The sequence below is a fragment of the Arthrobacter sp. UYP6 genome (assembly GCF_040547315.1).
Lineage (GTDB): Bacteria > Actinomycetota > Actinomycetes > Actinomycetales > Micrococcaceae > Arthrobacter_B.
Genome location: NZ_JBEPPM010000005.1, coordinates 34,910 through 49,143 on the forward strand (window position 1 = coordinate 34,910; position 14,234 = coordinate 49,143).

General features: G+C 65.1%; 9 protein-coding genes. 3 read left to right on the forward strand and 6 right to left on the reverse strand.

Annotated elements, in window-relative coordinates; all coding sequences use genetic code 11:
• Positions 1-51 precede the first annotated feature (51 nt).
• The gene (locus ABIB35_RS05625) at positions 52-3,660 is read right to left on the reverse strand and encodes an Rne/Rng family ribonuclease (RefSeq protein ID WP_354179624.1); all 3,609 of its coding nucleotides are present in this window, start codon (positions 3,658-3,660) and stop codon (positions 52-54) included.
• Between the two features lie 419 nt (positions 3,661-4,079).
• Between ABIB35_RS05625 and ABIB35_RS05630 the strand changes: the two genes are divergently transcribed.
• Entirely contained in the window at positions 4,080-4,709 is a 630-nt protein-coding gene (locus ABIB35_RS05630) for a vitamin K epoxide reductase family protein (protein WP_502915739.1), read from the forward strand.
• Positions 4,710-4,868: 159 nt separating this feature from the next.
• Here ABIB35_RS05630 and ABIB35_RS05635 read toward each other — a convergent pair whose 3' ends face one another.
• On the reverse strand, positions 4,869-5,504 hold the full coding sequence (locus ABIB35_RS05635; protein WP_354179626.1) for a CG0192-related protein: 636 nt from the start codon (positions 5,502-5,504) through the stop codon (positions 4,869-4,871).
• A 132-nt stretch (positions 5,505-5,636) separates the two neighbouring features.
• On the opposite strand from ABIB35_RS05635, the gene ABIB35_RS05640 reads away from it, so the two are divergent.
• Together ABIB35_RS05640 and mgtE are read left to right on the forward strand one after the other, a co-directional pair.
• Entirely contained in the window at positions 5,637-6,746 is a 1,110-nt protein-coding gene (locus tag ABIB35_RS05640) for an SDR family oxidoreductase (protein WP_354179628.1), read from the forward strand.
• A gap of 371 nt (positions 6,747-7,117) precedes the next feature.
• Positions 7,118-8,476: a magnesium transporter gene (gene mgtE, locus ABIB35_RS05645; RefSeq protein WP_354179629.1), complete on the forward strand. Its 1,359-nt coding sequence runs from the start codon at positions 7,118-7,120 to the stop codon at positions 8,474-8,476.
• Between the two features lie 70 nt (positions 8,477-8,546).
• Here mgtE and ndk read toward each other — a convergent pair whose 3' ends face one another.
• Genes ndk through ileS form a run of 4 tightly spaced genes read right to left on the reverse strand, consistent with a single transcriptional unit; the run spans position 8,547 to position 14,173 of the window.
• A complete protein-coding gene (gene ndk / locus ABIB35_RS05650; RefSeq protein ID WP_354179631.1) occupies positions 8,547-8,966 on the reverse strand; it encodes a nucleoside-diphosphate kinase in 420 nt (139 codons plus the stop codon).
• 40 nt (positions 8,967-9,006) lie between these two features.
• Entirely contained in the window at positions 9,007-9,480 is a 474-nt protein-coding gene (locus ABIB35_RS05655; protein WP_354179633.1) for a DUF4233 domain-containing protein, read from the reverse strand.
• Between the two features lie 5 nt (positions 9,481-9,485).
• Positions 9,486-10,859 (reverse strand): bifunctional folylpolyglutamate synthase/dihydrofolate synthase, encoded by a 1,374-nt coding sequence (locus ABIB35_RS05660; protein ID WP_354179635.1) that lies wholly within the window; start codon positions 10,857-10,859, stop codon positions 9,486-9,488.
• Between the two features lie 5 nt (positions 10,860-10,864).
• A complete protein-coding gene (gene ileS / locus ABIB35_RS05665) occupies positions 10,865-14,173 on the reverse strand; it encodes an isoleucine--tRNA ligase (RefSeq protein WP_354179637.1) in 3,309 nt (1,102 codons plus the stop codon).
• Positions 14,174-14,234 lie beyond the last annotated feature (61 nt).

Genomic DNA, 14,234 nt, shown 5'->3' on the forward strand with positions numbered 1-14,234 from the left:
GGGATGGCCGCCTCCTTTCCTTGGTACGGGTACGGGCGCTGCCGGAACCGGCTAGAGCTCCGAGGCCGGAACGCCGACGCCCAGGATCACCGGTGCGTTTCCGGTGGTCTCGCGGCGCTTCTCCTGCTTCTGAGCCGGTGCCGGTACAACCGCGCGGCGCACGGCTACGGGAGCCGGCGCGGGCTCGGCTCCGCCGGTCTGAATGGCGTCCGCTCCTGCCGCACCCTGGGGGCTTCCGGCAGCACGACGACGGCGGGGCGCCCGCGCCGGTGCGGCGGCGGGTGCAGCGGCGGGTGCAGCTGACCGTACCGGTGCAGCGGACTGTGTAGGAGCAGCCTCAGGGGCAGTTACAGGGGCAGTCCGGACGGCTGCAGGGGCTTCCCTGGTCACCGCCGGAGCTTCCTGGGGTGCAGGAGCCTGGACGTTCCGGGCCGCGGCACTGCTGCGGCGGGACCGCCGCGGTGCCCGCCCGGCAGGCTGACCGGCTCTGGCTCCCGTTGCTTCATCGGTGGTCTCCGCCGTCGTTGCTGCCGGCGGAGTGCTTTCCGGTGCCTGGTTCTGCTCCGGTGCCTGGTTCTGCTCCGGTGAGCCGGCGGCAGCCACGTCATCGAACGCCTCGGTGAGGCTCTGCAGCGTGAACCGGGATTCCTCCCGGACCGGCTGGCGGCGATCCCGGCGCGGAACCACTACGGTCTCGCCCTGGATCTTCAGCACGGCGCCTGCCTCGGAATCCGTTGCTTCAGCCGGGCGCTCAGCAGGCTCGTTTGCTGCCGCCTGCTCCGACTCCTTCAGGGCTGCAGCCTTCTCCCCCGCCTCAACGGTGTCGTGGGCGGCAGCCGTTGCAGCGGCAATGGTTGCCAGCGCCGCCCGTGCCGCCTCCGCCTTGGCCTGCCGCTCGGCGTCGTCCTGGCTCGGCTGCTCCGATTTGGCCGGCTCTTCGGCCGCCACGGCGGGATTGTGCTGCGGTGCACCCTGGCCGCGGCTGCGGCTGCGCTTACGGTCACCGCGGGACTGCTTTTCCTGCTTCAGGTGCTGCTGGTGGTTCTCTTCTGAGACAGCATGGGCCACCACGCTGTTCGCGGGGTTGCCGTTGTAGCTGGTGCTGCGGCGGTGTTCCACGGGAATGTCATGAGTAATGACGCCGCGGCCGGCGCATGCCTCGCACTCTTCGCCAAACACCTCCAACAGGCCGGTGCCCATGCGCTTACGCGTCATCTGGACCAGGCCCAGCGACGTCACCTCTGCCACCTGATGCTTGGTCCGGTCCCGGCCCAGGCACTCCACAAGACGGCGCAGCACCAGGTCGCGGTTGGCTTCGAGGACCATGTCGATGAAGTCAATGACAATGATGCCGCCAATGTCCCGCAGCCGCAGCTGCCGGACAACTTCCTCGGCCGCTTCCAGGTTGTTCTTGGTGACGGTTTCTTCGAGGTTGCCGCCGGTGCCGGTGAACTTGCCCGTATTGACGTCCACCACAGTCATGGCTTCAGTGCGGTCAATGACCAGCGAGCCGCCCGAGGGCAGGAATACCTTGCGGTCCAGCGCCTTGGCGATCTGCTCGTCGATGCGGTAAGCGCCGAAGATATCTTCGTCCTTGGTCCACTTTTCCAGCCGGTCCACCAGATCAGGCGCCACGTACGTGACGTAAGCCTCGATGGTGTCCCAGGCTTCATCGCCGGAAACGATCAGCTTGGAGAAGTCCTCGTTGAAGACGTCCCGGACCACCTTGATGGTCAGGTCCGGTTCCCCGTAGAGCAGTTCCGGAGCCAGGGTCTTGGTGGACTTGGCCTTGGCCTCAATGGTCTCCCACTGTGCCCGGAGCCGGTTGATGTCATTCATCAGCTCCTCTTCGGATGCACCCTCGGCGGCCGTGCGCACAATGACGCCGGCGTCCTGGGGCAGGTGGTCCTTGAGGATCTTCTTCAGCCGGTTCCGCTCAACATCGGGCAGCTTGCGGGAGATACCCGTCATGGAGCCGCCCGGCACGTACACCAGGTAACGCCCCGGCAGGGAGATCTGGCTGGTCAGGCGTGCACCCTTGTGGCCCACCGGGTCCTTGGTGACCTGGACCAGCACGGAGTCGCCGGACTTCAGCGCCAGTTCAATGCGGCGCGGCTGGCCATCCAGGCCTGCGGCGTCCCAGTTGACCTCGCCGGCATACAGTACGGCGTTGCGGCCGCGTCCAATGTCCACAAAGGCGGCTTCCATGCTGGGCAGCACGTTCTGGACCTTGCCGACGTAGACGTTGCCGATCAGCGAGTCCTGCTGGGTGTTGGAAACGAAGTGCTCCGCCAGCACGCCGTCCTCGAGGACACCGATCTGGATCCGCTCATCACGCTGGCGGACAATCATCTGCCGGTCAACGGATTCCCGGCGGGCCAGGAACTCGGCTTCGGTGATCACGTGGCGGCGGCGGCCCGACTCGCGAGATTCGCGGCGGCGCTGCTTCTTGGCCTCCAGACGCGTGGAGCCCTTAACACTGGTCACGCGGTCGGACACGGGCGCTTCGGCGTGGGCACGCGGTGCACGGACACGGGTTACCGTGTTGGGCGGATCATCATCGGCTCCGCCGGTCAGTTCCAGATCGGCATCTCCGCGGCGACGGCGACGACGACGGCGGGACGTAACGCCCTCAGCATTGTCCGGCCCCGCGGCGGCTTCCTCCGGGGAGGCCTCGGAACCGGAATCGGCCTCGGCTGCGGAGGCATGTGCTGACGGCTGGGATTCGCTGCGGGGACGGTTGCGGCCGCGCCGGCTGCGCCGCCGGCTCCGGTTCTCCTCTGAGTCCTCGTCATCTTCTGCACCCTCAGCGGCGTCCTGAGCGGGGACCGGGCGAACAACACTCAGATCCGGCGCGTGGAACAACGGCAGGGCGGGAACAGCAAACGGGTTCAGGCTGGAAGCGGCGTCAGAGTCTTCGGCTGCAGCTTTTTCCTGCTGCTGCGTTTCCTCCTGCTGCACTGGCTGCTGCACTGTGCCGGACGGGACGGCTTCGGCGGCAGGCACATCGGCTGCCGTGTTTGCAGAGTCAGCCTGGGCAGGAGCTTCGGGTGCCTGCTCGGCGGCCTTGGCCGGACGGCGCCGGGCACGGGTCTTGGGTGCAGCCTTGGCAACTGGAGCTGCCGCGGCATCCACCGGAGTTTCCGGGCTCTCGGCCGCAGCCTCGGTTTCCGGAACAGCAGGAGCTTCTGCTTCGGCCGCGGGTGCAGCTGCCGGCTTCTTGACAGGCGCACGACGACGACGGACCGCCTTCACCGGCGCCCCATCCTCGGGTGCGGCTTTGGCTGCAGCACCGGCAGTGGACGCTGTTGCCTCGGGTACAGCCGGCTCCGTGGTGCCTGCCATTTCGGCGGCGGGCTGAGCAGGTGCCTCCGCAGAGTCTGTTGCTTCGCCTGCGGGAACCGTCTTGCGACGGGAGGCGCGTACACGCTTGGGCTTCTCGGCAGGAGCTGCTTCCACCGAGGCTGGGTCGGCAGGAGCTGCTTCCACCGAAGGATCGGACGCTGGAGCTTCAGTCGCAGGTGCAGAAGCAGCCACCGACTTGCGGCGGCTGCGGGTGGCCTTTTTGGCTGGCTCCTTGGCCTGCGGTGCATCTTCCAAGGATGCAGCTTCGGCGTTTTTCTCGTTTGCTGCTAGGTCATTATTCAGTGCATCACTCATAAAAGGCTACGCTCCGGCCCCTGCGGCACTGGCCACATTCCAATGCCCAGCGGGCAATGTGTCGGCTGTACGGGGGCATCAGTTGCCTGCCGCCAGCCGGAAGTCGTCTGGATGTCATCCGAGGTCGCGCCATCTGTAGGGCGCGGTATCACTCGAAGACCAGCGGCGCTTTTCCTGCTACTCGCGGCACGTTCACGACGTTGCCGCTGCGGGTAGGTCTTATCGGCGGATTCCCTGGTTCCCATCCGGATTGATGGGCGAACTGACTGGGAAGCGTCACCGACAGAACCGGAAGCCTGTCGCTGGACCGGTGCCGGAATGTGGTTCCGCCATCAGCCACAGTCATTATCTCACATGCCCGTCTTTTTGGCCCGCAGCAGCGCATAGACTCGACACATATCGCCCACAGCCAAAAGGAGATCTCAGTGCCTTCCAGTGCAGCCAACCCACGGGCCACTCATCAGGCCCCCGAGCGGCAAGGCCCGGAACGCGGTTTCGCCTGGATCATGCTCATTACCGGCATTGTTGGCTGGCTGGCCTCCGGTGTTCTGGTCCTGGAACGGCTCCGCGTCTACGACGACGCCAATTACATCACCAGCTGCGACATCAGCCCCTGGGTTTCCTGCGGAACAGTGTTCAAGACGTGGCAGGCAGCGATCTTCGGTTTCCCCAACCCGCTGATCGGCATTGTGGCCTTTGCGGTTGTCATTACCACGGCCGTCGGGATGCTGGCCGGTGCACGGTATGCGCGCTGGTACTGGCTGGGCCTGCAGGCCGGCGTCACGCTGGGCATGGTGTTCGTGGTCTGGCTGTGGAGCCAGGCCCTGTTCGACATCTACGTACTGTGCATTTACTGCATCGTCGTCTGGACAGCCATGATTCCGCTCTTCGTCTTCACCACACTGCGCAACATGGCCCACGGCGTCCTGCCCGCTTCTCCCAGTGTGGTGAAGTTCTTCTCGGAATGGGCGTGGGTGATTGTTGCGCTGCTGTGGGTGGCCACCGCTGCGTCAATCTTCTTCCGGTTCATGAGTTCGTTTATTGGCTGATTTTCTTATCGACTGATCCTCACTATTGACTGATTCGCCCCGTCGAGTGTCGCAAAAATGCGGGAATAGCCGTCGCTTCAGACGCATCTGCCCGACACTCGACCGGGCAAGAAGGCATCAACGCGACGCTCGACCGGGAACTGGCTTTGTGGCGGCGGATCAGTCGGCCGGCAGCGCCCAGGCCAGGAGGACAGGAACGTCCTGTCCATTCCAGGTGGCGGTTACTGACGGATCAGCCACCGCCTCTCCCCCGAGCTCCAGCACCCGCACCACGGATAGTTCCCAGTCGCCGGTGCTGATGCGTGCCACGGGAAGATCCGCCGGCCCCGGCTGCGGGCCCTCCGCCAGTTCTTCGCCGTCCGGCAGGCCGCTGGCCACAACGTTGACGGACTCCGGAATGCCCTCCCGGACGCCGTCGTTCTCGAAGTACTGCGGCGCCTGACCCTGGCCGGAAAGGATCGAAGCCGCCAGCGCCTGAGCGTACGCCGGATCCCCGCAGGCGTCGTAGACCCAGCGCCGGCCCAGCACCGAATGCTCCATGGTGCTGATCAGGAACTCCTGCGCCCCCTCCAGCGGGGCGTCTCGATAGGTGAGCGGGACCTGAAGAACGTCAACCCCGACGGCAACGAGGTGGGTCTCGATGCCCACTTTCCCTTCCGGATCATCGAAACGGAAGGAACCAACACGTTCAAGTGGAAGCTGTCCGACGCCGGGAAACCATGCCGTTGTGGGCAGCCAGGAGGCGAGCAGTTCCATTTTGTCCGGGTGCAATTCTGCGTGATAGATGTGTGCCATCCGCCCAGCCTAGGGGCTTTGCGCCGGAACGTCAGGAATTTCCCCCGCCGCTGCCCGGTTGTCGCTTTCACGGGACACGGCAGTTATTCCCTGCCGTGCTCCGGACGCACGCCCCACCCGATCAGGAGAACCATGCTGAGAACTGCCCCCGCACACACTGCTTCAAGGGACTCTGCGCCCACTGCCCTGGTGGCCGGAGCGACCGGAATTGCCGGCGCTGCCCTCGTTGACCTGCTCGTAAAGGAGGGCTGGAGCGTCCTCGCACTCTCACGAAAGGGAGTCGCCCCGGAGGGGGCGCGCCCCGGCGTCGTGCCCGTTGCCGCTGATCTGACCAATCCCGAAAGCCTCGCCGCCGCGCTTGGCGACAAGCGTCCGACGCACGTGTACTTCACCTCCTGGTCGCGTCAGGAAACAGAAGTGGAGAACATTGCCGTCAACTCCGCCATGGTCCGTAATCTCCTGACGGCACTGGAGCATGCCCCGCTGGAACATGTGGCGCTGATGACCGGGCTGAAGCATTACATGGGCCCCTTCGAGGCCTACGGAGAGGGCCCCATGCCGGACACACCGTTCTCCGAGGACGAACCCCGGCTGCCGGTGGACAACTTCTACTACGCACAGGAAGACGAGCTGATGGCGGCCGCCGAGCGGCAGGGTTTTGCCTTCTCCGTTCACCGCGCGCACACGGTCATTGGCTTTGCCGTGGGCAATGCCATGAACATGGGGCAGACGCTGGCTGCGCAGGCAACACTGTGCCGGGAACTGGGCCTGCCGTTTGTTTTCCCCGGTTCGGAAACCCAGTGGAATTCGATCACGGATATGACCGATGCCGGGCTGCTCGCCGAGCACATGCTGTGGGCTGCCACCGCTGTGAACACCGCCAATGAGGCCTTCAACGTGGTCAACGGTGATGTTTTCCGCTGGCGTTCCCTCTGGCCGCGGCTGGCTGAGTATTTCGGGGTGGAGCCGGTGGGTTTCGACTCCACGCCACGGCCGCTCGAGGAGCAGATGGCGGACATGGGTGAAGCGTGGAAGAAGCTGGCTGCACGCCACGGCCTTGCAGAACCGAACCTTCAGAGGCTGGCATCGTGGTGGCATACCGATGCTGACCTGGGCCGCAACATCGAGGTGTTGACCGATATGAGCAAGAGCCGGCTGGCGGGCTTCACCGGATATCGCCGCACCGAGGATGCGTTCAAGGAGCTCTTCGCCAGGCTGCGGGCAGATCGGTTGATTCCTTAGGACCTCGCAGGATGATGCGGGGAAAGCTCAGGCATGATGTGTTCCCCCGCACCATCTGTGCAGGTCAATCCCCGATCTGGAGTAGGATCAAAGCACAACCCGGGTTTTGATGTGCTGCTTTGGCGCGCCCACCCGGCGATGCAACTTTAGAAGGTCAGGAGGTGAACCGCACGCATGGACGACGGACATAGTCGATCTACCGCCCCGCGTGAGCCTCGCCTTCCACTGAAGGTCCTCTAAATACTCCGGACCTTCCCCTTCAGGGCCTGAGCTTGTGCGGCAGCGGTATTTCGCATCCCCGCTCATTTTCCTGCACACGCCGCGGCACTGCCGCTGCCTCTAAGGTGTGCCCCACCGGAGGAACCCGGCTCATGATTAAGTCCCCCACCCTGACCTTCGATGCCCGCGCCGAACTGCTGGCCGATGCACTGGACAAAAACAGCATGCCCGATGTTGCCCGCGCCCTGGAGCGGTTGAACGTGGCAGAGACTATGGAACAGCTCGAACGCCTCACCACGATCGACCGGGCGCTGGCTTTCCGCACCCTGCCCAAGGGACGGGCACTGGAGGTCTTCGAGAGACTCGATGCCCTGCTCCAGGCTGACCTTGTGGCCGGTCTGCAGGACGCCCAGGTGGCCGAGGTCTTTGCCGGGCTAAGCCCCGATGACCGGGTGGCGCTGCTCGATGAGCTGCCCGCGTCAGTGGCCAAGCGCCTGCTCCTGGGACTGAGCGAGAAGGACCGCGCACTCACCAACACCGTGCTCGGTTACCCGCAGGGCGCCGTAGGCCGCTACATGAGCCCGCAGTTTGTCACGGCCCGCCCCTGGTTCACTGCCGCCCAGACAATGGCCCGCGTCCGTGCCCAGCTGGACGACGCCGAGAGCATCTACACGATTCCGGTTGTTGACGAGGGCCGGCGCCTGGTGGGCGTGGTCTCCCTGCGGGACGTGTTACGCGCCGCCGAATCAGACCCTGTGTCGGCTCTGATGAAGGACCCGCTCTCCGCCCCAGCCACACTGGATGCAGAGGAAGCGGCCCGGTACTGCGCTGATGCGAAGGTCCTGGTGCTGCCGATTGTCGACGCCGAGACCCGGCTGGTCGGAATCCTGACCGTGGACGATGCCCTGGGCATTCTGGAGGACGCCGAAAGTGAGGATGCGGCAAGGGCCGGCGGTGCAGAACCGCTGCGCCGGCCCTATCTGGCCACCCCGGTGCGCAGTATTGTGCGTGCCCGCGTGGTCTGGCTGCTGGTGCTGGCCGTGGGCGCAACGTTGACGGTCCAGGTCATGGGCGCCTTCGAAGCCACCCTGGCCGAGCAGGTGGTGCTCTCCCTGTTCATTCCCCTGCTGATCGGCACCGGCGGAAACACCGGCAACCAGGCAGCCACCACCATTACCCGCGCCCTGGCGCTGGGTGACGTACGGCCCGGGGACGTTTTCAAGGTCCTGGCCCGGGAGGTCCGGGTAGGCGCCTGGCTGGGCATCCTACTGGGCGGGCTGGGGTTCGTGGTTGCCTCCCTCCTGTTCACCGTGCCGCTGGGCCTGGTCATTGGCCTGACGCTGCTGGGGGTCTGCACCATGGCGGCCAGCGTTGGCGGGCTGATGCCGTTGCTGGGCAAAGCACTCAAGGTGGATCCGGCAGTGTTTTCCAACCCCTTTATTTCCACCTTTGTGGATGCAACGGGCCTGATCATCTACTTCCTGATCGCCTCAGCCGTACTGGGGCTCTAAAAAGCCGCGAGGGCCTGAGCACGGTTCAATCCCATGCTCAGGCCCTCGCGGTTTTACGCTTCTTGGGCGACTATTTGCCGAACCAGATGCCGATCTCCCGGGCAGCGGACTCGGGGGAATCCGAACCGTGGACCAGGTTCTGCTGAACTGCGGTGCCCCAGTCACGGCCAAAGTCTCCGCGGATGGTACCCGGAGCTGCAGTGGTGGGGTCGGTGGTGCCGGCCAGGGACCGGAAACCTTCGATGACGCGTTCACCTTCGAAGATGGCCGCAACAATCGGACCGCTGAGCATGAATTCAACCAGCGGTTCGTAGAACGGTTTGCCCTCGTGTTCTGCGTAGTGCTCTTCGAGCACCTCACGGGTGGCGTTCACCTTCTTCAGCTCCACCAGGGTGTAGCCCTTGGCTTCCACCCGTGCCAGGATTGCGCCGGAGAGCTTCCGCTCCACGCCGTCGGGCTTGATCAGTACAAGTGTGCGCTCGGTGCTCACGGTGTATCTCCTTGCGAAGTTGCGGTTTTCGAGTCTAAGCCTAGTCTGCGGCGGCTTCGCCGGCAGTTCCGGAAGCCGAGGAGTCCTCGGGATGGGCCTTTTCCCATTCCGCCTGCTCGCGGTCCCGGACCCGGTTCTCCCGGTCCAGGCGTATGCCCGTCTTCAGTCCGTACCACCAGGTGGCGGCGAAGACTGCACCGACCAGGAACATCTCCGGTACCAGGAAGCCGGTGGCAATGATGACCAGCTGCAGTATCCAGCCGATCACCGGACCTGCCGGCTTGGACAGGATCGCACAGGTCCCGATCAATGCCGCAAAGAGGACCAGCCCGCCGCTGAAGATGATCGCCGGGGACAGCTCGTCGCGCTGCAGGCCGAAGACGACAAGCGTCGCGAAGAGCACCAGGAATGCTTCCAGGACCAGAACGGTGGAAGCGAACATCATACGGATGGAACGCCGTTTTTTGGGCATTCCCGGGCGCCATTCGCGCTGCGCCTTGGTGAGTTTTGCCATGGTGCTTACTTTCCGAGAAGGGTGCGCGCTTCGGCCACCAGGGTAATGGAGCCAATGATGAGCACGCCGCCGGCGAGGTCATTGTTTTCCTCGGCCTTGGCCACCGCCCATTCAAGGGCGTTGTCCAGGCCGGGTTCCACCTGCAGGTCTTCGTCGGCAAAGCCTGCGTCGACGGCGTCCTGGACCAGGTCTTCGGCCGAGAGGGCGCGCGGTGAGCTGGACTGTGTGAGGCAGACTCCGGCGATCTGGTCGCCGAGCGTCTCCCGCAGTTCGGTGAGGATGCCCACCGAATCCTTTTCGGCCAGGATGCCGACCACGAGCACCAGCGAGGTGAAGCTGAACGCTTCCAGCACCGCTTCCGCCGCAGCCTTGGCACCGGCGGGGTTGTGCGCGGCATCCACCACGATGGTGGGCGCCGTGCGCACCACTTCCAGGCGGCCGGGCGAGGTCACGGTGGAGAACCCGGTGCGCAGCAGTTCCACGTCCAGTTCCTTGGTGCCTCCGCCAATGAAGGCCTCCAGTGCAGCCACGGCCAGGGCGGCGTTCTCCGCCTGGTGCTTGCCGTGCAGCGGCAGGAGCAGCTCCTCGTAGCGTCCGGCGAGTCCGGTAATGGTCAGCATCTGCCCGCCCACCGCCATGACACGGGACTCGACGCCGAATTCGACGCCCTCGAAGCGGTACGGGATGCCCACTTCGCGCGCCTTTTCCAGCAGCACCTGCGCGGCCTCCATGGGCTGGGCGGCGCTGATCAGGAAGCCGCCCTCCTTGATGATGCCGGCCTTTTCCATCGCAATGTCGGCCACGTCGTCGCCCAGCAGTTCCGTGTGGTCCAGGGAGATGGGCGTGACGACGGCGACGGAGCCGTCACCCACGTTGGTGGCGTCGGTAATGCCGCCCAGGCCCACCTCGATGACCGCAACGTCCACCGGCTCGTCGGCGAAAACCGCAAACGCGAGGATGGTGATGGCCTCGAAGTAGGTCAGGCGCGGCTCCCCAGCGGCCGTGAGTTCGCCGTCGACAATGTCCAGGTAGGGGTGGATCTCGTCCCAGATCCGCACAAAGGTTTCGTCGGAGACGGGTTCGCCGTCAATGCTGATCCGTTCGGTGACCTTGCTCAGGTGCGGGCTGGTGTACCGGCCGGTGCGCAGCCCGTAGGCCCGCAGCCCGGCCTCGATCATCCGTGCCGTGGAGGTCTTGCCGTTGGTTCCGGTGATGTGGATGATCGGAAACGCCTTGTTCGGCTCCCCCAGCACCTCCATCGCCCGGAACAGCGGCGCCATACGCGGCTCCATCTTGTTCTCGGGGGCGCGGCTCAGCAGCTCGGCGTAGACGCTCTCCACCGAGAAACCGTCGATTGCCCCGGAGGGTCCGTCAGACATGCTCATTAGATCTTCTCCACAGTGACGGTGAATTCTTCAGCGTCGTCGGCAAGCTCGACGGCGGTGACCACCAGTTGGTCGGTTAGGGTTTCGGACTTGATCAGCTCCGCATTAGCCTCAAGGGCCGCGGCGGAGGCTTCGGAAGTGATGACCTCGGTACGGATGTGGTCGCTGATGTGCAGGTCCGCGTCGCGGCGGGCCTGCTGGATGGCACGGATGCCGTCCCGGGCGGTGCCCTCGGCGGCCAGCTCGGGGGTGACCTCGGTGTTGAGCACCAGGAAGCCGCCGCCGGGCAGCACGGAGACAGCCTTGGCGGATTCGCCGTCGGCCGTTTCCACTACCGTTTCCAGCGTGTATTCCTGCGGCTGCAGTTCCAGGCCGCCGGCGGTGACCGTGCCGGCGTCGTCCACCGACCAGTTCCCGGACTTGGAGGCCTTGATGGCCGTCTGGACATTCTTGCCCAGGCGGGGACCGGCGGCGCGGGCGTTGACCACCAGCTTTTGCGTGATGCCGAACTCAGCCGGATCAGCGGCCGCAGCCTCCATCAGCCGGACGGACTTCAGGTTCAGCTCATCGGCGATGATCGCCGCGAACTGGCCCTGCAGCGCCCCGGCGTCGGGGGCCACAACGGTCATTTCGGACAGCGGCAGCCGCACCCGAAGGTTGGCGGCCTTGCGCAGGGAGGAACCCACGGAGGCGATGCGGCGGGTGCGGTCCATGCGGTCCACGAGGGCGGGGTCCTGCGGGAACGCTCCGGCGTCGGGCCAGTCGGTCAGGTGCACGGAGCGCCCGCCGGTGAGCCCGCGCCAGATTTCCTCGGAGACCAGCGGCAGCAGCGGGGCTGCCACCCGGCACACCGTTTCCAGGCAGGTGTAGAGCACATCGAACGCCTGAGTATCTTCGTCGAAGAAGCGGGTGCGGCTGCGGCGGATGTACCAGTTGGTCAGCGTGTCCATATACTGGCGCAGCGTTTCGCAGGCCTCGGACACGTCATAGCTGTCCAGCTGCTCCGTCATGGTCCGGACCAGGTCGCCGGTGGCTGCCAGCATGTAGTTGTCCAGCGGTTCGGTGGACTCGTAGCGCGCCTTGGCCTCGTAGCCGTTGCCGTTGTTCGCGGCGTTGGTGTAAAGGGTGAAGAAGTGCCACACGTTCCACAGCGGCAGGATGACCTGGCGGACGCCCTCGCGGATGCCCTGTTCGGTGACGATCAGGTTTCCGCCGCGCAGAATCGGAGAGGCCATGAGGAACCAGCGCATGGCGTCGGAGCCGTCGCGGTCCAGGACCTCGGAGACGTCCGGGTAATTGCGCAGGGACTTGGACATCTTCTGCCCGTCCGAGCCCAGCACAATGCCGTGGCTGATGACGTTGCGGAAGGCCGGGCGGTCAAAAAGCGCGGTGGCGAGGACGTGCAGCGTGTAGAACCAGCCGCGGGTCTGGCCGATGTACTCCACGATGAAGTCGCCCGGGTTGTGGTGCTCAAACCAGTCGGCGTTCTCATGCGGGTAGTGCACCTGGGCGTAGGGCATGGAGCCGGAGTCGAACCAGACGTCCAGGACGTCCTCGACCCGGCGCATGGTGGACTGGCCCTCTTCGGGGGTGCGCGGATCATCCGGGTTCGGGCGCGTCAGCTCGTCGATGAAGGGGCGGTGCAGGTCCGGCTCGCCGGCCTTGTTTACCGGCAGGCGGCCAAAGTCGGCCTTGATTTCTGCCAGCGAACCGTACACGTCGGTGCGCGGATAGTTGGGATCATCGGAGACCCAGACCGGGATGGGGCTGCCCCAGTAGCGGTTGCGGCTGATGGACCAGTCGCGGGCGTTTTCCAGCCATTTGCCGAACTGGCCGTCCTTGACGTTTTCCGGGATCCAGTTGATCTGCTGGTTCAGTTCCACCATGCGGTCCTTGACCTTGGTGACCTCCACGAACCAGGAGGAAACAGCCTTGTAGATCAGCGGGTTCCGGCAGCGCCAGCAGTGCGGGTAGCTGTGCTCGTAGCTGGCCTGGCGCAGCAGGCGGCCGTCGGCGCGCAGCACCTTGGTGATGGGTTTGTTGGCGTCGAAGACCTGCAGTCCGGCGATGTCCGAGAGCTCGCCCGCACCGAACATGGGCAGGAACTTGCCGCCCTCGTCCACGGACAGGATCACGGGGATGCCGTTGAGTTCGCAGATCTTCTGGTCGTCTTCACCGTAGGCCGGAGCCTGGTGGACAATGCCGGTACCGTCGGTGGTGGTGACGTAGTCGGCCGTGACGATCTGCCAGGCCTTGTCCGTGCCCCACTTCTCGGTGTCGGTGTAGTAGTTCCACAGCGGCTCGTAGCGCAGTCCGGCCAGCTCGCTGCCCAGGTGCACGGAGGTGACGGCCGCCCGGGCGGCCTCGGCGTCGTCGTACCCCAGGTCCTTGGCGTAGGCACCCACCAGGTCTTCGGCCAGCAGGTAGCGGGCCTCCGGTTTGTCCTGCGGCGTGCCGTTGGGGCCGGCGGGCACTACGGCGTAGCGGACCTTGGGGCCGACGGCGAGGGCCATGTTAGTGGGCAGGGTCCAGGGCGTGGTGGTCCAGGCGATGGCGAGGACGCCGTCGAGTTCCGCGGACAGCCCGTTCTCACCGGCGATGATCGGGAAGGTCACCGTGACGGTCTGGTCCTGGCGGTCCTTATAGACGTCGTCGTCCATGCGCAGCTCATGGTTGGAGAGTGGAGTCTCGTCCTTCCAGCAGTACGGGAGCACCCGGAAGCCGCTGTAGGTCAGGCCCTTCTCATGCAGGGTCTTGAAGGCCCAGATGACGGACTCCATGTAGTCCACGTTGAGGGTCTTGTAGTCGTTCTCGAAGTCCACCCAGCGGGCCTGGCGGGTGACGTAGTCCTTCCACTCGCCGGCGTATTCCATCACGGAGGCGCGGCAGGCGTCGTTGAACTTGTCGATGCCCATCTTTTCGATCTGGACCTTGTCGGACATGCCCAGCTGCTTCATCGCCTCGAGTTCGGCGGGCAGACCGTGCGTGTCCCAGCCGAAGCGTCGCTCCACGCGGCGGCCGCGCTGGGTCTGGTAGCGGGCCACCAGGTCCTTGACGTATCCGGTGAGCAGGTGGCCGTAATGCGGCAGGCCGTTGGCGAAGGGAGGGCCGTCGTAGAAGACAAACTCGTTGGAGCCGTCCTTGCCGGCGGGCCGGGCGTCAATGGAGGCCTGGAAGGTGCCGTCCTTCTCCCAGTACTTCAGAACCAGTTCTTCGAGTTCCGGAAACTTAGGGGAAGACGGGGCGGCGTTTTCTGCCGGAGCGGCGGCCGTAGTGGCCTTGGGATAAATAGAAGGCATATTCGTCATCCTGATAGCGGCAAGTAGTTCTGGTGAAATACAGGATGCGAGGGCGGAGTTATTACCGACT

Excerpts from the sequence above, each read along its gene's own strand:
- ABIB35_RS05625 (WP_354179624.1), bottom strand. The coding sequence starts at position 3,660 with ATGAGTGATGCACTGAATAATGACCTAGCAGCAAACGAGAAAAACGCC.
- ABIB35_RS05635 (WP_354179626.1), bottom strand. The coding sequence starts at position 5,504 with ATGGCACACATCTATCACGCAGAATTGCACCCGGACAAAATGGAACTG.
- ABIB35_RS05640 (WP_354179628.1), top strand. The coding sequence starts at position 5,637 with ATGCTGAGAACTGCCCCCGCACACACTGCTTCAAGGGACTCTGCGCCC.
- mgtE (WP_354179629.1), top strand. The coding sequence starts at position 7,118 with ATGATTAAGTCCCCCACCCTGACCTTCGATGCCCGCGCCGAACTGCTG.
- ABIB35_RS05655 (WP_354179633.1), bottom strand. The coding sequence starts at position 9,480 with ATGGCAAAACTCACCAAGGCGCAGCGCGAATGGCGCCCGGGAATGCCC.
- ABIB35_RS05660 (WP_354179635.1), bottom strand. The coding sequence starts at position 10,859 with ATGTCTGACGGACCCTCCGGGGCAATCGACGGTTTCTCGGTGGAGAGC.
- ileS (WP_354179637.1), bottom strand. The coding sequence starts at position 14,173 with ATGACGAATATGCCTTCTATTTATCCCAAGGCCACTACGGCCGCCGCT.